Annotated in this window: 20 protein-coding genes; 13 read left to right on the top strand and 7 right to left on the bottom strand. The window is 63.6% G+C overall.

From position 1 onward, the window contains the following. Positions 1–18: 18 nt before the first annotated feature. On the top strand, positions 19–696 hold the full coding sequence (locus HYH07_RS05250; RefSeq protein WP_220001455.1) for a hypothetical protein: 678 nt from the start codon (positions 19–21) through the stop codon (positions 694–696). A gap of 209 nt (positions 697–905) precedes the next feature. Next, positions 906–2261, top strand: coding sequence for a hypothetical protein (locus HYH07_RS05245; RefSeq protein ID WP_220001454.1), 1356 nt, complete (start codon positions 906–908; stop codon positions 2259–2261). A 68-nt stretch (positions 2262–2329) separates the two neighbouring features. Here the strand turns inward: HYH07_RS05245 and HYH07_RS05240 are convergent, their stop codons facing one another. Both HYH07_RS05240 and HYH07_RS05235 read right to left on the bottom strand, forming a co-directional pair. Continuing rightward, the gene (locus tag HYH07_RS05240) at positions 2330–3493 is read right to left on the bottom strand and encodes a hypothetical protein (RefSeq protein WP_220001453.1); all 1164 of its coding nucleotides are present in this window, start codon (positions 3491–3493) and stop codon (positions 2330–2332) included. A gap of 74 nt (positions 3494–3567) precedes the next feature. Then, positions 3568–4044, bottom strand: a complete 477-nt coding sequence (locus tag HYH07_RS05235; RefSeq protein WP_220001452.1) for a histidine phosphatase family protein — start codon at positions 4042–4044, stop codon at positions 3568–3570. 296 nt (positions 4045–4340) lie between these two features. Between HYH07_RS05235 and HYH07_RS05230 the strand changes: the two genes are divergently transcribed. After that, positions 4341–4556, top strand: coding sequence for a hypothetical protein (locus HYH07_RS05230; protein ID WP_220001451.1), 216 nt, complete (start codon positions 4341–4343; stop codon positions 4554–4556). Between the two features lie 151 nt (positions 4557–4707). Further along, positions 4708–5730 carry an LLM class flavin-dependent oxidoreductase gene (locus HYH07_RS05225; protein WP_220001518.1) on the top strand — a complete coding sequence of 341 codons (1023 nt, stop codon included), beginning with the start codon at positions 4708–4710 and terminating at the stop codon, positions 5728–5730. A gap of 27 nt (positions 5731–5757) precedes the next feature. On the opposite strand, the gene HYH07_RS05220 is transcribed toward HYH07_RS05225, so the two are convergent. After that, complete coding sequence (locus HYH07_RS05220; RefSeq protein WP_220001450.1) at positions 5758–6192, bottom strand: hypothetical protein; 435 nt, start codon at positions 6190–6192, stop codon at positions 5758–5760. 282 nt (positions 6193–6474) lie between these two features. On the opposite strand from HYH07_RS05220, the gene HYH07_RS05215 reads away from it, so the two are divergent. From HYH07_RS05215 to HYH07_RS05205, 3 genes are all read left to right on the top strand, one after another. Next, positions 6475–7017 (top strand): hypothetical protein, encoded by a 543-nt coding sequence (locus HYH07_RS05215; RefSeq protein ID WP_220001449.1) that lies wholly within the window; start codon positions 6475–6477, stop codon positions 7015–7017. A 73-nt stretch (positions 7018–7090) separates the two neighbouring features. Beyond that, positions 7091–7444 carry a hypothetical protein gene (locus HYH07_RS05210; RefSeq protein WP_220001448.1) on the top strand — a complete coding sequence of 118 codons (354 nt, stop codon included), beginning with the start codon at positions 7091–7093 and terminating at the stop codon, positions 7442–7444. A 19-nt stretch (positions 7445–7463) separates the two neighbouring features. After that, a complete protein-coding gene (locus HYH07_RS05205; RefSeq protein WP_220001447.1) occupies positions 7464–7892 on the top strand; it encodes a hypothetical protein in 429 nt (142 codons plus the stop codon). 77 nt (positions 7893–7969) lie between these two features. Here the strand turns inward: HYH07_RS05205 and HYH07_RS05200 are convergent, their stop codons facing one another. The 3 genes from HYH07_RS05200 to HYH07_RS36550 are packed head-to-tail and all read right to left on the bottom strand — an operon-like array spanning position 7970 to position 8816. After that, complete coding sequence (locus HYH07_RS05200) at positions 7970–8431, bottom strand: hypothetical protein (protein ID WP_220001446.1); 462 nt, start codon at positions 8429–8431, stop codon at positions 7970–7972. Between the two features lie 10 nt (positions 8432–8441). Continuing rightward, the gene (locus HYH07_RS05195) at positions 8442–8660 is read right to left on the bottom strand and encodes a hypothetical protein (protein ID WP_220001445.1); all 219 of its coding nucleotides are present in this window, start codon (positions 8658–8660) and stop codon (positions 8442–8444) included. Positions 8661–8693: 33 nt separating this feature from the next. After that, the gene (locus HYH07_RS36550; RefSeq protein ID WP_283842795.1) at positions 8694–8816 is read right to left on the bottom strand and encodes a hypothetical protein; all 123 of its coding nucleotides are present in this window, start codon (positions 8814–8816) and stop codon (positions 8694–8696) included. On the opposite strand from HYH07_RS36550, the gene HYH07_RS36780 reads away from it, so the two are divergent. After that, positions 8794–9027 (top strand): hypothetical protein, encoded by a 234-nt coding sequence (locus HYH07_RS36780; RefSeq protein WP_409363882.1) that lies wholly within the window; start codon positions 8794–8796, stop codon positions 9025–9027. The genes HYH07_RS36550 and HYH07_RS36780 overlap by 23 nt on opposite strands. On the opposite strand, the gene HYH07_RS05185 is transcribed toward HYH07_RS36780, so the two are convergent. Continuing rightward, positions 8939–9535: a TetR/AcrR family transcriptional regulator gene (locus tag HYH07_RS05185; protein WP_220001444.1), complete on the bottom strand. Its 597-nt coding sequence runs from the start codon at positions 9533–9535 to the stop codon at positions 8939–8941. The genes HYH07_RS36780 and HYH07_RS05185 overlap by 89 nt on opposite strands. An 87-nt stretch (positions 9536–9622) precedes the next feature. Here HYH07_RS05185 and HYH07_RS05180 point away from each other — a divergent pair, with 87 nt between their 5' ends. The 5 genes from HYH07_RS05180 (at position 9623) to HYH07_RS05160 (ending at position 20012) form a co-directional block, all read left to right on the top strand. Beyond that, entirely contained in the window at positions 9623–10948 is a 1326-nt protein-coding gene (locus HYH07_RS05180) for an MFS transporter (protein ID WP_220001443.1), read from the top strand. Positions 10949–11146: 198 nt separating this feature from the next. After that, complete coding sequence (locus HYH07_RS05175; protein ID WP_220001442.1) at positions 11147–12244, top strand: glycoside hydrolase family 3 N-terminal domain-containing protein; 1098 nt, start codon at positions 11147–11149, stop codon at positions 12242–12244. A 210-nt stretch (positions 12245–12454) separates the two neighbouring features. Further along, positions 12455–13687 (top strand): efflux RND transporter periplasmic adaptor subunit, encoded by a 1233-nt coding sequence (locus HYH07_RS05170; RefSeq protein ID WP_312016642.1) that lies wholly within the window; start codon positions 12455–12457, stop codon positions 13685–13687. Positions 13688–13695: 8 nt separating this feature from the next. After that, positions 13696–16881, top strand: a complete 3186-nt coding sequence (locus HYH07_RS05165) for an efflux RND transporter permease subunit (protein WP_220001440.1) — start codon at positions 13696–13698, stop codon at positions 16879–16881. Next, positions 16878–20012, top strand: a complete 3135-nt coding sequence (locus HYH07_RS05160; RefSeq protein WP_220001439.1) for an efflux RND transporter permease subunit — start codon at positions 16878–16880, stop codon at positions 20010–20012. Before HYH07_RS05165 ends, HYH07_RS05160 begins: the two co-directional genes overlap by 4 nt. The last annotated feature ends 8 nt before the right edge of the window (positions 20013–20020 follow it).

The raw sequence follows: 20020 nt of genomic DNA, 5'->3' as shown, positions 1-20020 counted from the left end.
CTTCGGTGAGGAGACGCCATGTCCAAGATCCCTGGATTTTGTTCGGTTGTGCTGTTGGGACTGTCAGTTGCAGCGAGCGCTCTTGCGCAGCCTGCGGGAACCGACGACGCCGATATGAAGAAAGAGAAGCTCTTTCCAGTTGGGAACGGAGTAGGGCTGACGCACTTTCGAGTCGTCATGCCCGGGGTCCTCTACCGCGGCGGCACCGAAGGGTCTCGCGCTGGTGTCGACGGTCCACGCCGACCGCTGCAAAATCAGTCTCTTCAGGCACTTTGCAAAGCCGGCTTCTCGCAGGCGGTGTACGCGTATCGAACCGGATGGAACGGAACGGAAAATGTCAGCTGCGCCGGCAATTCGCTCCAATATGACTATCACCAGTGGGACAATCGCGCGGCCTTGAAAACGGTGTTCACCAAGCTCCATGAGATCATCACTCAAGGCAAGGGTGCGATGTACGTCCATTGCTGGTATGGCCTGCACGCTTCCGGTTTTATCTCGGCCGCTTCCCTCGCTCAATTTTGCGCTCCAGCGGGATGGGATTCCCGCAAGGCAGCCGAATATTGGGATAGCGTGATCCCGCCCAAGATTCGTTATCCAAAGGAGCACGACGAAGTCGCGAATTTCGTCCGATTCACCGATCCGGAGCTGCAAATCTCCGAGCAGGACGCGGCTCGCGTTTGTCCGCAATATCATTGAGGCTTCCAGGAGCGTTTTCCATGCGCGCATCGCTAGCATGCAAAGGAGCCGCGGAAAGCGAACCAATTCTCGCCGCTGGCGCTCCGCTCTGACCTGGAGTCAGTCGCCGCGGTCGGCGCAGCGCATGGACGTTGCGCATGCAAACCGATCGGAGACCTCGCTCCAGCGGGTTTTCCTCCACGTGCCACGCGAGACTGGGACGACACGCCATGAGACCTGTGCGTTTCACTCGGCTTCTACTGCTGCCGCTGCAGCTCCTCGGTTCGGCATACGCCCATGCCGGCTTATCCATCGACCCTGTGCGCGGCGAACAGACCACGCAGATTCCGGTGCCGGGCAGACATGCCGAGATTTGCGTCGTTCCCAAGCATATCGCTGCGGGGAGATATTTCGACAAGGACGTTGAGATCGAGATTTGGCTTTGCAATATCGACGAGCACAAGAATTCGGCTGTTTGTCCGAAACTCAACAGCACGAATCCGGGTCTTGACCTCTATTCACTCCCCGAAGGAGGCACTCCCCAACAGGTGGAAGCCGCTCGTTGCAACATCGCCGGCGCCCACAAGATAGCCAAATACAAGCTGAGCTCCAGCTGCAGCTACACGCCATCCATCCTCGGCTACTACCATCTGTCGCGCATGCTTGGTGGCATCACTGACGTACCTCCGGCAGTTCTGCGCACGTTCGACCTGCAAAATCATATCACCCTCGGTCGCGCGGCTCTGGCGGAGACCCCTTCGAGCAGTCTTATTCATCAGACCTGGGCAAGCCTGATGGCGCAATTGACGGCAGGCGCGAACGGCAAGAGGCGGGATTTTCTGTTGACCGACGACCTCACCCAATCGTACGGCGCCCTCAGTGAAAATCCAAAGCATGAAAGCTTCTACAAGGAGTTCTTCAACGGCGGGGCCAACAACGTGGCCCGCGCCTTGAATTTCCGCGACAAGAACCCGGTCGTGCAGATGCTGGCCCGCCACGTCGACGTCAGTACGCTGGTGGGACGAAGCTTCACCACCGAAAACGTCCAGAAGATGGTGCAGCTCAAGGATGCCGCTGATATGATCGTGCTCGACACGCTGATGAACCAGCAGGATCGCTTCGGCAACATCCACTATCTTACGACCTACTACTACCTCGACGCAGCGGACCCGGAGGGGGATGGCAGCCCCAAGCTGAAGTCGAGCAAGGACTTGACGCCCGAAGAGGCTGGAAGACTGGGAGCTGTTCAGCTCAAGAAGATGCTCCTGAAAGACAATGACTGCGGGGTCGCAAAGGAGAATATTGCAAATCGAGTCGGCCTGGTCGATCGTATCGCGCACATCGATCCAAAGACCTACCTGCTTCTCCAGCAATTTGACGCCGTTGCCGATTCGACTGAAACGAAGGATTTCTTCGTTCGGGAATTGGCTTTTACTGCCGACGATTACGCCAACATCCGAAGGAATCTGAAGGACCTTGCGGCCAAGCTGCATCAAGCATGCCTCAAAGGCGTCTTGAAGCTCGACCTGGATCCGCAGGCCCATTTCTCGACCCAGAGCGTCAAAGTCACGAGTTGCGAGCCGTGAGAGCTCCGCTGCCGCAGCAGCCGCGGGCGAATCCGATCAGCTGCGCCATTTGATTGTCCATGGCAGAGTCAGTCGAAGAAGGCTTTGTCGCCGAACTTGGCTTCGGTCGCTCGGACATAGTCCAGCACAAGGCCCAGGTTCCTTCTGAGCCGTTGAACATTGATAGCCGCGCTGTTCTGGGAGTAGAGACCAAGGTCAGTGACGAACACTTCAGGATCGGAATAGCCGAGATAGCCGGTCGCGGGGGTGTCGAGGAATCGTTTCAGATCGTCCAGTTTCTGGATGACACCGCGATCGAAGCGGCTGAACCAGGTCAGATTCCGCGCGTTCCAACTGTCGCTGAGATCGGCTCCGCCGTTATCGGTCATGTAGAAATGAGCGCGACCTTGATCGTCTTTCCGGATCGCCACGTTGCCGCCGCTGTACCGGTCCCACTGCTGGGTAACGGCGTCGATCGTCATGATGACCGAATACTCTCGCGCGAGCTCGAGTTCGTCGCCGTCATAGCCGGTTTTCAAAGTCAGGCTCTTGCCTGCCATCGGTTTCTCATTCGCCGCCTGCAGGAACCGAATGATCGGGTGACCGGCGTTCGGGGCGCCATTTGACGCGGCGTGGGTGTTGGCGATCGCGTCGAACGCGACGCCCGTGTCGTCCTTCTTGGCTTTGACACATCCCTTCAAGGGTGACCCGGAGTCTATGGCCTTCAATATTCGGGCCTTGTTGGCCAGCCGTGCGGAACCATGAAAGCTGTACTTTCCGATGAGGGATTTCAACGCCTTGCTCGCGACCGGACCAAGCTCGTAGCGTGCGGCGGGGCGATAGATCTGGTCGTATCCAAGGATGGCACTGAGATTGAAAGCCGCGATCTCGACGTCGGGATTGGCGGAACTATTCCGCGGAACGAAGGATCCGCGTGACTTGTAGCCTTTCGGATCCGACGCATCGATCTTCTCGATCTTCATATTGATCGACGTCGAGCCGGACAGCTCCTTGAATGTATAGACGGCGCTGTCCTCGAGGTTCATTCCCCTCCATTTCTTCATCCAATCCTTGCTGTCCGCTGAAAGTGACCGGCCCTCCGACTGGAGCGCTTCGGGCACTGGAAAACTCTGGATCTCGTAACCGGCCGGCGCGGCGCGCAAGGGAGCTGGCACATTAGCCGCAGCCAATGCGGCCAGACAAAGCGCTGCTGTCACCAGAATAGCCGTTCGCTCCTTCGGCAACCGACCCATTGTTTCCTCTCGAAATTGTTAACCGCGACCGCCGATCTGACCTTCACTCACCGGCCTCGGCGCCAGGCGCAACGTCAGAACGGCTCCCGCACTTTCGTCACCTCGGGCGTTTCCCGATCCTTCGCAAACTCGACTTGAAGAATGAGATCGAAAACATCGCGCTTCCAAGGGTCCGGATAATCGTCCGCCGATGCCTTCAGCGCATGAAGCATCGGTGGGATATTTCCGTGATGCCAACAGACCACGACTAGCGCCCCATCGAAGGCATCGCTCTTGCGAAGGTGGTGCGCCAGCGCGCCGTAGTCCTGATCGGCGTAGGTTTCATCAATTGTCAGGTGACATTGCCTGGCAAGAGGCTCCAGCGTCTGAATTGGACGCCGACTGTGCTTTGAAGCAGCGGTTGCAAACAGCCACTTCGGCTTTCCGAATGTCGCTGGAATGTATTGTGCCAGCCGTTGCGCGCGGGCATTGCCGGCGGGAGTGAGGTCAGGATCAAGCGGATCGTCCGACTTCTCGGCGTGCCGCATGACCAAAATCACCTTGGCGTTCATGATCAAAATGCTCCCGGAAGGGGGATAGAACACGGGTCCTCCTCGCGTGATCGCTGTAGCACGCGAAGATTCCTGACGTTCCGTGATTTCAATTCTTGCCTTTTCAGCTGCGTGGCCGCGGACGACTGCATAGCCCGGCCCAAGGTCGATGCCCCGGTGCTCTTTCAGCAGGTCTTGTGTAGCAGGACTTCGCTCGAGCAAATGTAAGCTAAATCACAGTGCCGAACGGCTGCCGATCGTACAGTCAAGCATGCATGACGGATGATCGGTTCATGTCCCTCGCGGGGAGGTCAACAATGTCGAAAAGGCCGTCCATTCATCATGAATACCATCCCAAGCGGGATCGCCTCGAAATCACCATCAAGCATTACTCGCTCAAGAAAAAATCAGAGCGCGAGGATTTGGTGAAGTACCTTCTTCAAAGGCTGACAGGCGGTACAGATATCGCAAAGAAGCTCAAGCGCGCAAAAAATCCATGGAAGGAAACCAGAATACCCGAGGTAGGAGATTGATTGTGCGTGGATCACCAGGCAGCGGTTGAGCGATGCCGCTGCTCTTCCGGAGTGAGCGGACACCGGGCGGCCAGCCTCAATGAGGACACAGCCTCATGCGGCCGCCGGCGCAGGCGGTTGACGCCGCTGCTGCCAGCATTAAATGACGCTGATGAAAAAGATCGGATTTCTGTCCTTCGGACATTGGACCCCCTCGCCGCAGTCTCAGACGCGCTCGGCGGCAGACACGTTGCTGCAATCGATCGAGCTGGCGGTGGCGGCCGAACAGCTTGGCGCCGATGGCGCCTATTACCGAGTCCATCATTTCGCGCGGCAGCTGGCCTCGCCCTTCCCGCTGCTTGCCGCCGTCGGCGCCAGGACCAGCACGATCGAGATCGGCACGGCCGTGATCGACATGCGCTACGAGAACCCGCTCTACATGGTCGAGGACGCAGGCAGCGCCGATCTCATTGCCGGCGGACGGCTTCAGCTCGGCATCAGCCGCGGCTCGCCCGAGCAGGTGATCGACGGCTGGCGCTATTTTGGCTATCGCCCGGCGGAGGGCCAGAGCGATGCCGACATGGGCCGGCGCCACGCGGAGGTGTTTCTCGACCTCTTAGGCGGCCAAGGCTTCGCCGAGCCAAATCCGCAGCCGATGTTTCCGAACCCGCCGGGCCTGTTGCGGCTCGAGCCGCATTCGGCGGGCTTGCGCCAGCGCATCTGGTGGGGCGCCGGCTCGAACGCGACCGCGGTGTGGGCGGCAAAGCTCGGCATGAACCTGCAGAGCTCGACGCTGAAGAACGACGAGACCGGCGAAGCCTTTCACGTGCAGCAAGCCGCGCAAATCCGTGCCTATCGCGCCGCGTGGACAGAAGCCGGTCATGCCAGAGAGCCCCGCGTCTCGGTCAGCCGCAGCATCTTCGCGCTGATGGATGATCGTGACCGCGCCTATTTCGGCCGCGAGCGCGGCGGCGAGGACCAGATCGGCTTCATCGACCCACAGACAAGGGCGATCTTCGGCCGCTCCTATGCGGCGGAGCCTGAGGTGCTGATCGAGCAACTCAGGCAGGACGAGGCGATCGCGGAAGCCGATACGCTGCTGCTGACCATTCCGAACCAGCTCGGCGTCGACTATTGCGCCCATGCGATCGAGGCGATCCTGAAGCATGTGGCGCCGGCGCTGGGGTGGCGGTGAGGCGAGGTCGCTGCCTCGCGATGCAAGTCAGGATTGACTGGCCTTGATCTTCCCGAGCCAGGCCGTCAAACGCGGATGCCTGGCATAGCGGCCTTCGAGACTCGCCAGCTCCTGTTGAAAAACCGGCAACGACAGCAGCCGTTCGATGTCGGGCTCCCGGATCTTCCAGATCGCGGCCGGAAAGAAGCCATGCACCTTGAGCTCATAGAGCTCGAAGATCGAGTGGATGATCTCCTGAACGGCGCGCCGTTCGTCCGCCGCAATCTCGATATCGCCGGCGGCGCCTCGTTCGAGGAAGGCCGCTACCGGAAGACGGCGTCGCAAGTCGGAAACGCGGTCGGAATAGCGCAGGAAGATGTCCGCGCCCAGGCGCCTGTTGTTGGTGTGGAGCGCGACGTAGATCGCCGTCATGCCGACGATGACCGTCCCGAGCGTCATGAATCTGAGAATGTGGTCGAGCACGCGTCCGTCTCCTCACGCGGGGCACTGAAGCAACAGAGATAGACCAGACCGGGCGCCGAGCAAATCGGCGCAGCCAGGCTCGGACTTCCTTTTCTGCGTGCGCAGCGAGGCGCGAATGAACATCAGATGAATAGACGCGATGATGTTGCCCACTCGGTGCGTTGCAGAATTGCGAATGCGGAACATCAGCCGCAGACATCGCGCCACGGGAACGTTTGCGCGATTGCCAATTTATCCCGTGCCTGCTTGGCGATTCTTTGAAAGAAACTGGAGGAGACAGAGATGAGGATTTGGAAACTTTCTGCGGCTGCGGCTGCCCTGCTGGCCGGCACGGCTCTCGCCGTTGCGCAATCGAGCTCGACGGTCGGCACCGGCGGCTCTTCGGCCGGTGGTGGCACCAGCAACTCGACCATCGGCACGGGCGGCTCTTCGGCGGGATCGGGTAGCGGCTCGGGCTCGGCCTCGACGCTCGGGACCGGCGGCTCGTCCGCGGGCGGCGGCCAGAGCTCGTCCAGCGTCGGCACCGGCGGCTCTGCGGCCGGCAGCGGCTCGGGCAGCGGTTCGGCCTCGACGCTCGGCACCGGCGGTTCGTCCGCGGGCGGCGGCAAGAGCTCGTCCAGCGTCGGCACCGGCGGCTCCGCGGCCGGCTCGGGATCCAACTCGGCATCGACTGTAGGCACCGGCGGCTCGTCAGCCGGCGACGGCAAGAGCGGCTCGACCGTCGGCGCGGCCGGCTCGTCTGCGGGTCATGCCAGCGACATGGGCATGGAAAAGGGCAAGGGCCACCACAAGGACGAGATGAAGAAGGACAAGGACAAGGATTGATGCCTTGACTTTCCGGAGCGGCAGCAATGCCGCTCCTTCGTCTGTGTTGGATCTGTGTTGGAGGAGAACTCGCATGAACAGATCAATCATTGCGATCGCGACCCTGGCTTTGATGGGCTCCACTGCTGTGGCCGAAACCATCGAGAAAACCGGCAAGACCGCGTCGGGCGACACCTGCAAGGTTAAGGTCGAGAAGCATGCCGACGGCAGCATCAGCGCGGTGGGCGCGTCGGGCTCAGGCACGACGGGATCGACCGCATCCAGCGGGTCGCTGTCGAGCTCCAGCTCGGCGGGCGGATCGTCGGTGCATGTGCAGGCCGGCGGCGGCAACGTCTCGAGCTCGTCCTCGACGGCGGGCGGCCCCGGCTCCGCAAGTGCCAGCACCATCACCGTCAACGGCTGCACGATCTCGACCTCGTCACCCTAAATTTGTTGAGGATTGAAACATGAGAACACATCTGACCATCGCGGCGCTCGCACTTCTGCTCGGCGCCGCATCGCCCGCCCTCGCGCAGAAGAGCATGACAGGCGGAACGGGCGGCTCGGCCGCAGTGGGCGGCACTTCCGCTTCCACGGTCGGCACCGGCGGCACCTCCACCTCAGCCACCGGCAGCACGGGTTCGTCGATCGCATCAGGCGGAAGCGCTGCTTCCGTCAACGGCAAATCCCACACTGGCGTCAGCATGAACAAGGGCAACGGCCCGGTGATGAATTCCAACGCCCGGGCGCAGGCGCATGAGGGCGGCACGTTCAGCCGTTCCCACACCCGCACCAAGGTCAAGGCCGGCGAAGAGGTGGGCTCGACCACCAAGACGATGTCGCACACGCCCGGTTCGAAGCCGAGCATGTCAACCACGTCGACGACGGTGCGTTAGATCCGCAGATCCGCGCAAGCAATTTGGTCCTCACGACCTGCTGCCCGATCCGATCGGGCAGCCCTTTTTGCGTTCGGTCAGCCGCCACTCAGGCTGTGGCTGATGCGCGTGACCACGTCGTCCCATTGCCGCTTCTCGGCCGCGGGATAATTGATCAGCACGCAATGCACGTAACGGCTGGTGAAGTTGCAGCGGTCATACCAGATCTTGTCGCGCTTGATGCTGGAGACGACGAAGAAATCAGGCGCGATCCGCTTGTAGACTATTCCCGAGGGCGGCTGTTTGGCATTGAGGAATGCGGCGGGCGAAATCCCGGGCTGGCGAGGAACGGCCTGCACGGTGAGATCCGCAGCACCGTCGGATGTGCGAAATTGCTGGCCGTATCCGTCGGGCTTTCCGGCCTGCTCGGTAAAGATCGAGGTGGGAATGTCGATGGAGGTTCCGGACTGAGGGATACGATAGGTGGTCCAGTTGCTCGCCTGCGCCGGAACGGCCCAGGCCGCAAAGAGTGCGATGACAATTGCAGCTCTCGTCTTCATGTCAGCCTCATCAATTTCGTGGCGCAAGCTGCAGCTCCAGCAAGGCGATCCTCTGCAAATTCGTCACATCGCGCTCGCCCGCTCCGGCCGTACGCAGGATCGACTCGGCCAGCGCATTGACATGGGCGGAATGCACGGGCTCCGGCAGGGTCGCGACCGCAGCGTCCAGGGCGGTGGTCATGAGCTCGATCACCTCGGGTGAAAATTCCGCGTTGGCAAGGTTCTTCATCTCACGAGCCGGGCGCTTGTGCGCGCCGCCGGTCTAACGTCGGGAAAAAATGGAAGTTCCTGTCACCGAGGAATGCGCGGCGTCGACGACGGTGTCGAGAGCCGGCTTCTCCCAGACCGCGCCGGCCGAGCGAATGGGCACCAGCCAGTCGACCATTGCCCGGCTCGAGAGCGGACAGACGCTACCGAGCACAAAGCCAATCTGCGCTATGCCGAGGCGACCGGCAGCAAATTCCGGGTGCGGCTATCCGCCGCCTGACGCAGCGTTCACGCGCTTCCTCACCCCGCCTTCACGCTCGCATCGATCAGCAGCTTCGCGGCCGCAAGCGCCGACTGCGCGGGGCCGTCTTCGGATTGCTGGCCGGTGACGTAGACGCCTTCGATCAGGAGCAGCAGCGCATCGCCGAGCACGTTCGGCTGGCGCGCGCCCATTTGCGCGGCGAGTTCGCGCAGGCGCTTGCGGAACACCTTCTTGTGCGCTTCTGCGACCTGCCGGGCGGGATTGTCGCGCGCGGGATATTCCACCGCGGCATTGCTGAGGCCGCAGCCGCGGTAGCCCTTGGCGACGGCGCGCGAGGAGAGAATGCCGATGTATGCGAGCACGTGATCGCGCGCATTGCTGTAGGTCTTGCCGCCGGGGCGCTCGAAATTCTCCCAGAAGTTCAATTCGTAGTCGCGCAAATAGGCGGCGGCGAGATCGTCCTTGGAGGCGAAGCTGCGATAAAGGCTCGGTTTGGTCACTCCGGCGCGGTCCACCACCTCGTCGACGCCGACGGCGCGGATGCCTTCGCGGTAGAACAGCTCGCTGGCGGAGGCGCGGATGCGGTCGGCAGCCCGCAGCGGGGCGTTGGCGGGCTTCTCGGCTTTTTTCGTCATCTGGCTCCCGTGCCTCCAAGACAGGCTTGACAATGTTACTGACCGGTACGTACTAATACCGCATCCCCATACGTACCGGTAAGTAACATGCCCCCTTCCCCCGTTCAACCTGCCCCCGTTCAACCTGCCTTCGCTCAATCTTCCTCGGTCTCCCGGCGGCCGTTCGGCCAGAACTACGCCTTTGTGGTCGTTGCCGTGATCTTCCTGGCGCTCCTGGCCTCCGCCGGCCTGCGCGCGGCGCCTGGTGTCCTCATGCTGCCGCTGCAGAAGGCCTTCGGCTGGGACGTCAGCGTGATCTCGTCCTCGGCTGCTGTCGGCATTTTCCTCTATGGCCTCGCCGGTCCCTTCGCCGCGGCGGTGATGCAGCGCTTCGGCATCCGCCGCACAGTGCTCGGCGCGCTCATGCTGATGTCGGTCTCGACGGCCATGAGCTATTACATGACCGCGCCGTGGCAGATGTTCATGAGCTGGGGACTGCTCTCCGGCATCGGCTCGGGCGCGGTCGCCAACGTGCTTGGCGCCACCATCGTCAATCGCTGGTTCACCACCAATCGCGGCCTTGTCATGGGACTTTTGACGGCGAGCACCGCAACCGGCACGCTGATCTTCATGCCGGGCCTTGCGTCGCTGGTCGAATATGGCGGCTGGAAGCCTGTCGTGGTGACGGTCGCCGCCTGCTGCGCGGCGCTGATCCCGCTGGTGTATTTCCTGGTGCCGGAGCGCCCCGCTGCGATCGGCCTGCGCTCCTATGGCAGCACGCATGAGGATCAACCAGCCGCGCCGTCGCAGGGCAATCCGTTCATCGCGGCGATCAGCAATCTCGTGCGCGCCGCGAGGACGCCGACCTTCTGGTTCCTGTTCGCGACCTTCTTCATCTGCGGCTTCACCACCAACGGCCTGGTCGGCACCCACCTGATCGCGTTCTGCGGCGACCACGGCATCTTCGAGGTGCAGGCCGCGAGCCTGCTCGCGCTGATGGGCTTCTTCGACCTGTTCGGCACCACGCTGTCGGGCTGGCTCACCGACCGCTTCGATCCGCGCAAGCTCTTGTTCCTCTATTACGGCCTGCGCGGGTTGTCGCTGATCTACCTGCCCTATTCGGACTTCTCTTTCGTCAGCCTCTCCGTGTTCGCCGTGTTCTACGGCCTCGACTGGATCGCGACCGTGCCGCCAACGGTGCGCATCGCCAACGAAGCCTTCGGCGACAAGAACGCGCCGCTGATCTTCGGCTGGGTGGTCGCCGGCCATCAGTTGGGCGCGGCGTGCGCCGCGTTCTTCGCCGGCTTCATGCGCTCGGCGCAGGGCGATTACCTGCAGGCCTTCATGATCGCGGGTGCGACCGGCATCGTCGCAGCCGTGCTGTCCTTGATGATCGGCAGGCGGCCGGTGCAGCCGCAGCTGGCTGCGGCGTGAAAAACGGGGCCGGCAAGGCACTCACCTTGCCGGCGCCGGTTCCTCGTACGCTGGATTCGAAGATTGATTCCGTTAAGGAATTTGAAATAATGTGGTGGCGAAGCGGGCGGCTCGTCAGGCCCGCGCCGGAGCTTCAAGAGTTCGCGTTGCGTTCAGCTCCATCTCAATCAAACTGACAATCTGTGGCGGCGCTAGCGGATGAGCGATTCCCTTCTTGCAACGGTCGGTGACCATTTCTTCCTCGGCCTGCGGCCGACCAGCGTCCTCGATGACCGCGACCGCGCGCTGCTGCAGGATCTCAGGCCGGCCGGCGTCATTCTCTACAAGAGCAATTTCCGCCACGATCTGCCCTATCGGGACTGGCTCTCGGTCCACCGCGACCTGATCGCCGCGATCCGCGACGCCTCGCGGCGCGACAAGCAGTTCATCGCGATCGATCATGAGGGCGGGCGCGTCTGCCGCACGCCGGCGCCGATCACGCGCTTCTCCTATGCGGCCCGCTGGGCCGGCACCGCGGAGCAGGTCGGCGACGCCATGGGCGCCGAGCTCGCCTCGCTCGGCTGCAACCTGAATTTCGCGCCGGTGCTGGATATTCACAGCAACCCCGCCAACCCTGTGATCGGTGAGCGCGCCTTCGGCCGCACCGCTGATGACGTCATCAAGTCGATGCTGCCCTTCACCAGGGCGATGGAGCGCCGCGGCGTGCGCGCCTGCGGCAAGCATTTCCCCGGACATGGCGACACGCAGGTGGATTCGCATCACGAATTGCCGATGCTCGATCTCGATCTCGAGCAGATCAAGGCGCGCGAGCTGAAGCCGTTTGCCGCCGCGATCGCCGGCGGCATCGGCATGATGATGACGTCGCACATCCTGTACCGGAAGCTCGATCGCAACGATCCCGTGACGCTGTCACGCACGATCACGCACGGGCTGCTCCGCGAGGCGATGAAGTTCGACGGGGTGATCGTGTCCGACGACGTCGGCATGCGCGCAATGGCGGGCCGACTGGATGCGCCTGACTCCGGCGCGCGTTTCATGGCCGCCGGCAACGACATGCTGATGATCTGCTCGCATCTGACCGACACCGAACGCGCGCGCTTCCTCGCCCGGTCGATCATCAACGGCGTCGATTCCGGCAAGCTCGATCCGGCAATGCTGAAGGCTTCAGCCAGGCGCGTCCACGCGATGCTGGACGGCAGCGCGCAAAACGCAGTCACGGAGCTGCCTGCCGAAGTGCTCGCCCGCCATCGCACGGCCGGCACCCAGTTCGACGCTGCGACCGTCGAAGTCGTCTAGAGTCAGCGGCCCGCCCCGTCACAGTCGATCAGCCAATCAAGCGTTCAATCAACGCCAGCACCGTTGATCTCGATATGCTACACGTGTTAATGTTACTAACGGTAGCACATGGACCCTGGCGACAGCAATGTCAGGTTGCTTCGTGCCAGGGAAGCGCCGTCCGGATTCGTCGGACCCGGCGTCTGGTCAGCTCAGGTGATGGGTTTGAACGTGAAACGCGCAGCAAAACTCCTCATCGGCGCGCTGGTCGTGCTGCCGGCAGGCTATGCCGCCTATCATTTCAGAGATGACATCAAGAGCCTCAAGCTCCCGTTCGCGCTGCCCTTCATGCCGGCGGCGGAAGCCGAGCAAAGTCCCGCCGCAGCACCTCCGCCAAGGCCGCCGGTCGCGGTGAAGGTTGCCGCCGCGAAGGCGGAGGACGTGCCGATCTACCTGACCGGTATCGGCACCATCCAGGCCTCCAACACCGTCAACGTGCAGAGCCGGGTCGACGGAGAGATCGTGCAAATCCTTTTCCAGGAAGGCCAGGACGTCAAGCAAGGCGACATTCTCGCCGTGATCGACCCGCGCCCGTTCCAGGCCCAGCTCGATCAGCAGATCGCAGTGCGGCAGAAGGACCAGGCGCTGCTCGACGGCGCCCAGATCGACATGGAGCGCTATGACGCGCTGATCAAGACCGCCGCGATCTCGCGGCAAGTCGTGGACCAGCAGCATGCGCTGGTCGAGCAGTACAAGGCGCAGGTCCGCAACGACGACGCCCAGATCGAATATGCGCGCACCCAGCTCGGCTTCACCAACATTCGCGCGCCGATCAGCGGCCGGCTCGGCATCCGCCTGGTCGACCAGGGCAATTTTGTGCGCGCAGTGTCGCCGACGACCATCGTCACCGTGACGCAATTACAGCCGATCTCGGTGATCTACACGCTCGCCGCGGTCGCGGTCGGGCAGACCCGGCTCAGCCTCGGCCAGACCGAGGCGCCGGTGGTCGCGCTCACCGCCGACAACTCGGTCGAGCTCGACAAGGGCACGATCACGCTGGTCGACAACCAGGTCGACCAGGCCAGCGGCACGATCAAGCTGAAGGCGAGCTTTCCCAACAAGGCGCTGAAACTCTGGCCGGGCAATTTCGCCAACGGGCGGATCACGGTGGACACGCGCAAGAACGCGATCACCGCGCCCGCGATTGCCGTGCGGCACGGGCCGCGCGGGGACTTCGTCTGGGTCGCGAAGGCGGACGACACGGCCGCCTTCCGCCCCGTCACGGTCGGGCAGATTTTTGACGGGCGCGCGCTGATCGACAAGGGCCTCGCGAGGGGTGAGCGCGTCGTCACCGATGGTTATTACCGGCTCGAGAACGGGTCCCGCATCACCATCGAGGGCCAGACGCCGACCGCCAAGGCACAGCCCACCACCCAGCCGCGTTCCGAGCCGCGCGTTGACTGAGGTCCGTCATGTCCGCGCCCTTCATTTTCCGGCCGATCGCAACGACGCTGATGATCGTCGCGGTCGTGCTGCTGGGCATGCTCGGCTATCGTGAGCTGCCGATCGCGCCGCTGCCGAATGTCGACTTTCCCACCATCCAGGTGGTGACGCGCTATCCCGGCGCTTCGGCAACCGTCGTCGCAACCTCGATCACCGCGCCGCTGGAGCATTATTTCGGCACGATCTCGGGGCTGACCGACATGAGCTCGACCAGCTCCTACGGCTACAGCCAGATCACGCTGCAGTTCGACCTCTCGCGCAAGATCGACGCGGCCGCGCAGGACGTGCAGGCGCGCATCAATGCAGCCGCGGGCTGGATTCCGGTCGAGCAGTTGCCGAGCCCGCCGACCTATCGCATGGTCAATCCGGCCGACACGCCGGTGCTGATCCTGGCGCTGACCTCGAAGACGATGGCGCTGCACGAGGCCAATGATCACGCCGCGACCATTCTGGTGCCTAAGCTGTCTCAGATCCCGGGCGTCGGCGCCGTCAGCATCGAGGGCGGGCAGACCCGCGCCGTGCGCCTGCAAATGAACCCGACCCGGCTGGCCGGGCTCGGCCTCTCGCTCGACGACGTCCGCCGCGGCATCGCCGCGACCACTGCAGACAATCCCAAGGGCTCGCTCGACGGTCCGAGGCAGGCGTTTCACGTCGACACCAACGACCAGCTCTTTACCGCGGGGGCCTATCAGGACGCGGTGATCGCCTATCGCAACGGCGCGCCGGTGCTGCTGCGCGATGTCGGCACCGCCATCGACAGCGTCGAGGATTCCGAGCAGGCGGCCTGGTTCCAGGGCGAACGCGCCGTGCTGCTGGACATCCAGCGCCAGCCCGGCGCCAACACGATCGAGGTCGTGGACGCGATCAAGAGCGTGTTGCCGAAGCTGCAGGATTCCTTGCCCGCAGCATTGAAGATCTCCGTCGTCAGCGATCGCACCACGACGATCCGCGCCGCGATCCACGACGTGCAGTTCACGCTGGTGCTGACCGTCGCACTGGTGGTGCTTGTCATCTTCATCTTCCTGCGCAAGCTGTGGGCGACGGTGATCCCGAGCGTCACCCTGCCGGTGTCGCTGGTGGCGACCTTCGGCGTCATGGCGCTGTGCGGCTTCAGCCTCGACAATCTCTCGCTGATGGCCCTGACGATTGCGTCAGGCTTCGTCGTCGATGACGCCATCGTGATGATCGAGAACATCGCGCGCTATGTCGAGGACGGCGAGGAGCCGCTGCAAGCAGCCCTGAAGGGCGCGCGGCAGATCGGCTTCACCATCGTCTCGCTGACGGTCTCGCTGATCGCCGTGTTCATCCCGCTGCTGCTGATGGGCGGCGTGGTCGGCCGGCTGTTCCGGGAATTCGCCATCACGCTGTCCATCGCCGTCGTCATATCCGGCCTGGTCTCGCTGACGCTGACCCCGATGATGTGCGCGCAACTGCTGCGACGCGAAGACCCCGATGCACGGCACGGCCTGCTGTTCCGGATCAGCGAGCGCGGCTTCGACGCCTCCGCTGGCTTCTATCTCCGGGGGCTCGACTGGGTGCTGCGGCACCGTGGCCTCACGCTGGTCTTCACCGTGCTCACGCTGGTCGCGACAGGAATGCTGTACGTTGCGATTCCCAAGGGTTTCTTGCCCCTGCAGGACACGGGTCTCCTGATCGGCACCACCGATGCGGCCCAGGACATCTCCTTCGCGGCGATGGCCGAGCGGCAGCAACAGCTCGCGGCCGTGATCGCGCGCGATGGCGACGTCGTCACCGTCGGGAGCTTCGTCGGCATCGGCTCGGTCAACACGACCTTGAACAGCGGCCGGCTCTATATCGATATCGGCAGTCCCGACGCGCGGAAATCGTCCGCGGCGGCCGTGATGGCGCGGCTGCAGCATGCGGTCGAGGGCGTTCATGGCATCACGCTGCATTTGCAGCCGGCGCAGGACCTGCAGATCGAGTCGCGCGTCGCGCGCACGCAATACCAATATGCGCTGCAGGATCTCGACGAGGACGAGCTCCGGCTCTGGAGCCGCCGCCTGGTCGAGGGCTTACGCAAGCGCCCAGAGCTCGCCGACGTCGCCGACGACCGTCAGGACGAAGGCCTGCAGATGTCCGTCACCATCGACCGCCAGCTCGCGGCGAGCTACGGCGTCAGCCTGAACACGATCGACCAGACGCTGTATGACGCCTTCGGTCAGCGCCAGATCGCAACGGTATTCGGACCGCTGACGCAGTACCACGTGATCATCGAGGTCGATCCGGCGCTGCGCAACGATCCCGATATCCTCGGCAAGATCTATCTGACTGCGGCCGCGGCCCAGGCCAGCACCATCGATCAGCAGACCGGCGGCTTCAGCGGCGCCTTCAGCAAGGCCTCCGCGCCGGTGCCGCTGTCGGCTTTCGCGCGGATCGAGCGGCAGCACGCCCCGCTCTTGATCTCGCACCAGGGCCTGTTTCCCGCCACGACGATTTCCTTCAACCTGGCCGACGGCGTGTCGCTGAGCCAGGCGACGGAGGCGCTGCGCCAGACCGAGCGCGAGATCGGATTGCCGGATGCAGTCACCACCAAGCTCATCGGCACCGCCGCCGAGTTCGCCAACTCGCTCAGCGACGAGAAGTGGCTGCTGCTGGCCGCGATCGTAACGGTCTACCTGATCCTCGGCATGCTCTATGAGAGCTACATCCATCCGATCACGATCCTGTCGACATTGCCGTCGGCCGGCATCGGCGCGCTGCTGGCGCTGATGCTGTACCGGCAGGATCTCAACCTGATCTCGCTGATCGGCATCATCCTCCTGATCGGCATCGTCAAGAAGAACGCCATCATGATGGTGGACTTTGCGCTCGCGGCCGAGCGTGAGGACGGCGCGTCCTCGTTCGACGCGATCAGGCAGGCCTGTATCCTGCGTTTCCGTCCGATCATGATGACGACGATGGCGGCGCTGTTCGGCGCGCTGCCGCTGGCGATCGGCGCAGGCACGGGCTCGGAGCTGCGCCAGCCGCTCGGCATCTCCATCGTGGGTGGCCTGATCGTCTCCCAGATCCTCACGCTCTATACGACGCCCGTCGTCTATCTGGCGTTCGCCTCGCTGCGCACCCGGTTCGGATGGCGATCCGCACCCGCCGATGATCCGGCGGCGCTGCCGCAGGCAGAGCGGCCGGCGCCGTGAGCATCACCGCACAATTCGTGCTGCGGCCGGTTGCGACGACGCTGCTGATGATCGGCGTGTTCCTGCTCGGCTGCGTCGCCTATTTCCGCCTGCCGATCGCCTCCGTGCCGGCGGTAGAACGGCCCACGATCGGGATCTATGCACCGTTCCCCGGCGCCAGCCCGGCAACGGTTGCGAATGCGCTGTCGCAGCCGCTCGAGACCACGCTCGCGCTGATCCCCGGCGTCACCGAAATCACCTCGTTCAGCGCCATGGGCGGCACCAGCATCACCGTGCAGTTCGAACTCTCGGTCGACCTCGACGCCGCTGCCGGCGCGGTCCAGGCCGCTATCAACGCCGCGGGCCCGAACCTGCCGAAGGGACCTTGGCCGCCGACCTATTGGAAGGCGAACCCGGCGGGCGCCGCGGTCGTGGCGCTCGCCTTGACCAGCGACGTGTTCACGCCGGGCGAAGTCTACAGCCTTGCCGACGGCGTGATCTCGCCAAAGCTGTCACAGCTGCCGGGCGTCGCGCGCATCGTCGTCAGCGGCGCCGAGCGAAGCGCGGTGCGCATCCAGGTGTCACCGGCCCGGCTCGCGGCGATGAACCTGTCGCTGGAAGCGGCGCGCATCGCGGTCTTCAATGCATCGCAGAACCTGCCGAAGGGCGCGGTCTCGGTTGACGGTCAGCGCCTGACCATCGAGGCCAACGACCAGTTGCTCCAGGCTTCCGATTATCGCGACATCGTGCTGGCCTGGCGCAACGGCGCCCCTGTCAAGCTCGGCGACGTCGCCTCCGTCACCGACAGCGTCATCAACAACCGCCTTGCCGGATGGTACGGCACCGAGCGCGGCATCGTCCTGTTCGTCTACAAGCAATCGGACGCCAACATCGTCGAGACGGTCGATGCGATCAAGGCCGAGCTGCCGGAAATCCAGCGCTGGCTGCCGCCCGGCATCAAGCTGCACACCATCTATGACCGCACCACGCTGATCCGGGCCGCCGTGAACGACGTCAAGCTCACGCTGGTGATCGCATCAGTGCTGGTCGTGCTGGTCATCGCGCTGTTCCTGCGGCGGTTCTGGGCGACCGTGATCCCGAGCGTCACGATTCCCGTCTCGCTGGCCGCGACGCTGTTCGTGATGAACCTGTGCGGCTTCAGCCTCGACAATCTGTCGCTGATGGCGCTGACCATCGCCGCCGGCTTCGTCGTGGACGATGCCATCGTCATGATCGAGAACATCATCCGCCGCATGTCCGAGGGCGAGCCGGCGCTGCAGGCCGCCATCAACGGCGCCAGGCAGATGGCCTTCACTGTTATCGCCATCACCGTCGCCCTGATCGCGGCGCTCATTCCGATCCTGTTCATGCCCGACGTCGTCGGGCGCTATTTCCGCGAGTTCGGCGTGACGCTGGTTGTCGCCATCGTATCCTCCGCGGTGATCTCGCTGACGCTGACGCCGATGATGTGCGGTCATCTGCTCGATCGCGGCCGGCGGCGGCTGCACAATCCCGATGCGCTACCTGCGCGACGCACCTTCTATGCGCACAGCCTCGACTGGACGCTGCGTCATCGTTTTCTGACCGCCCTTGTGATCACCGCCCTGACCGGGGCCAGCGTCTGGCTCTATCTGCAACTGCCGAAAGGTTTCATGCCGACCCAGGACACCGGCGTGATGTTCGTGCGGACCGTAGCTCCTTCCAACATCTCGTTCCTGTCCATGGAGGACCGGCAGCGCGCCGTCGGCGAGGCGATCCTTGGGGATCCCGCGATCTCGGGCCTGACGTCCTTCATCGGCGAGGGCAATGGCAATGCGCTCAGCGTCGGGCAGATGCTGGTTGCGCTCAAGCCGCCCGACATGCGCAAGCTGTCGATCCAGCAGGTGATCGCGCGCTTGCGCGAGCGCATGGACCGGATCGACGGCGTCCGCGTCTTCTTCGTGCCGCTGCAGGATCTCAATCTCGGCGTTCAGTCCAGCGGCTCGCGTTATCAATACACGCTCTGGGGCATCGACGAGGACGAGGTGATACGCGCCGCGGAAAACATGGTCCGTCGCGTCCGCGGCATCCCTCAAATCATCGACATCATCCCGAGCTGGGAAACCGCCGGCTTGCAGGCCGGGCTGACCATCGACCGCGTTCGCGCCGCGATGCTCGGCGTCACGCCGGTTGCGATCGACAACACGCTCAATGACGCCTTCGGCCAGCGACAGATCAATCTGTTGTTCTTGCCGACCAATTATTCGCGCGTGATCTTCGAGGTCGAGCCGCAGGCGGCAACCGGCCCCGAGTCCATCAGCCAGATCTATGTGCCGAGCGCCAGCGGCAAAGCGGTGCCGCTGACGGCCTTGACCCGGCCGCAGCGCGCGCATGCGGCGATGTGGGTCCGTCACAGCGCCCAGTTTCCAGCCGCGACGATTTCGTTCGACATCAAGCCCGGCACGTCGATTGGCGACGCCATCGCCTCGATCCGCAAGGAAGAGCTTGCGGCAAAACTGCCCGACGACGTCAAGGCCGAATTCCGCGGCGAGGCCAAGGAAGCGGACAAATCGATCGTCAAGCAGGCGGCGCTGTTCGCGGCAGCACTGATCACGATCTACCTCGCGCTCGGCATGCTCTACGAGAGCTACGTCCATCCGCTGACGATTCTCTCGACCTTGCCGCCGACCGCCTTCGGCGCGCTGGTCGCGCTGTGGGCGACCAAAACGCAGTTCACGCTGGTGACCACCATCGCCTGCATCCTTTTGGTCGGCATGGTGATGAAGAACGCGATCATGATGGTCGACTATGCGCTCGACGCGGAGCGGACCCGCGGCCTCGCTGCGCGCGACGCCATCCTGCTTGCGGCACGGCTGCGGGCGCGCCCCATCACCATGACGATGCTGGCCGCTTTCCTGAGCGCCGTCCCGATCGCGCTCGGCACCGGCCCCGGCTTCGAGATCCGCCAGCCGCTCGGCATCACCATCATGGGCGGCCTGGTCGTCGCCCAGCTGTTCACGCTGTACTCGACGCCGGCGATGTACCTGATCCTGGACGGGCTGCGGCGGCGGAAGAAGGTGGCCGCAGGTCAGGACCTCGGAATGGACGGCCAAACTTTCGATGCCGCGCGTCCAGTTGACCAGGTCGGAGCCGCGGCGAGCCCTCAGACCTGACGCCTCAG

This window comes from Bradyrhizobium sp. BR 10261, from assembly GCF_019455395.1.
Taxonomy (GTDB): domain Bacteria; phylum Pseudomonadota; class Alphaproteobacteria; order Rhizobiales; family Xanthobacteraceae; genus Bradyrhizobium; species Bradyrhizobium manausense.
The sequence above is the reverse complement of the archived record's forward strand: the minus strand, read 5'-3'. Positions and strand labels throughout refer to the sequence as shown.

Coding starts and splice junctions, on each gene's coding strand:
- HYH07_RS05195 (WP_220001445.1), bottom strand. CDS start 8,660: ATGAAGAACCTTGCCAACGCGGAATTTTCACCCGAGGTGATCGAGCTC.
- HYH07_RS05210 (WP_220001448.1), top strand. CDS start 7,091: ATGAACAGATCAATCATTGCGATCGCGACCCTGGCTTTGATGGGCTCC.
- HYH07_RS05250 (WP_220001455.1), top strand. CDS start 19: ATGTCCAAGATCCCTGGATTTTGTTCGGTTGTGCTGTTGGGACTGTCA.
- HYH07_RS05235 (WP_220001452.1), bottom strand. CDS start 4,044: ATGAACGCCAAGGTGATTTTGGTCATGCGGCACGCCGAGAAGTCGGAC.
- HYH07_RS05165 (WP_220001440.1), top strand. CDS start 13,696: ATGTCCGCGCCCTTCATTTTCCGGCCGATCGCAACGACGCTGATGATC.
- HYH07_RS05185 (WP_220001444.1), bottom strand. CDS start 9,535: ATGACGAAAAAAGCCGAGAAGCCCGCCAACGCCCCGCTGCGGGCTGCC.
- HYH07_RS05205 (WP_220001447.1), top strand. CDS start 7,464: ATGAGAACACATCTGACCATCGCGGCGCTCGCACTTCTGCTCGGCGCC.
- HYH07_RS05230 (WP_220001451.1), top strand. CDS start 4,341: ATGTCGAAAAGGCCGTCCATTCATCATGAATACCATCCCAAGCGGGAT.
- HYH07_RS05200 (WP_220001446.1), bottom strand. CDS start 8,431: ATGAAGACGAGAGCTGCAATTGTCATCGCACTCTTTGCGGCCTGGGCC.
- HYH07_RS36550 (WP_283842795.1), bottom strand. CDS start 8,816: ATGGTCGACTGGCTGGTGCCCATTCGCTCGGCCGGCGCGGTCTGGGAG.
- HYH07_RS05215 (WP_220001449.1), top strand. CDS start 6,475: ATGAGGATTTGGAAACTTTCTGCGGCTGCGGCTGCCCTGCTGGCCGGC.
- HYH07_RS05240 (WP_220001453.1), bottom strand. CDS start 3,493: ATGGGTCGGTTGCCGAAGGAGCGAACGGCTATTCTGGTGACAGCAGCG.
- HYH07_RS36780 (WP_409363882.1), top strand. CDS start 8,794: ATGGGCACCAGCCAGTCGACCATTGCCCGGCTCGAGAGCGGACAGACG.
- HYH07_RS05175 (WP_220001442.1), top strand. CDS start 11,147: ATGAGCGATTCCCTTCTTGCAACGGTCGGTGACCATTTCTTCCTCGGC.
- HYH07_RS05180 (WP_220001443.1), top strand. CDS start 9,623: ATGCCCCCTTCCCCCGTTCAACCTGCCCCCGTTCAACCTGCCTTCGCT.
- HYH07_RS05245 (WP_220001454.1), top strand. CDS start 906: ATGAGACCTGTGCGTTTCACTCGGCTTCTACTGCTGCCGCTGCAGCTC.
- HYH07_RS05225 (WP_220001518.1), top strand. CDS start 4,708: ATGAAAAAGATCGGATTTCTGTCCTTCGGACATTGGACCCCCTCGCCG.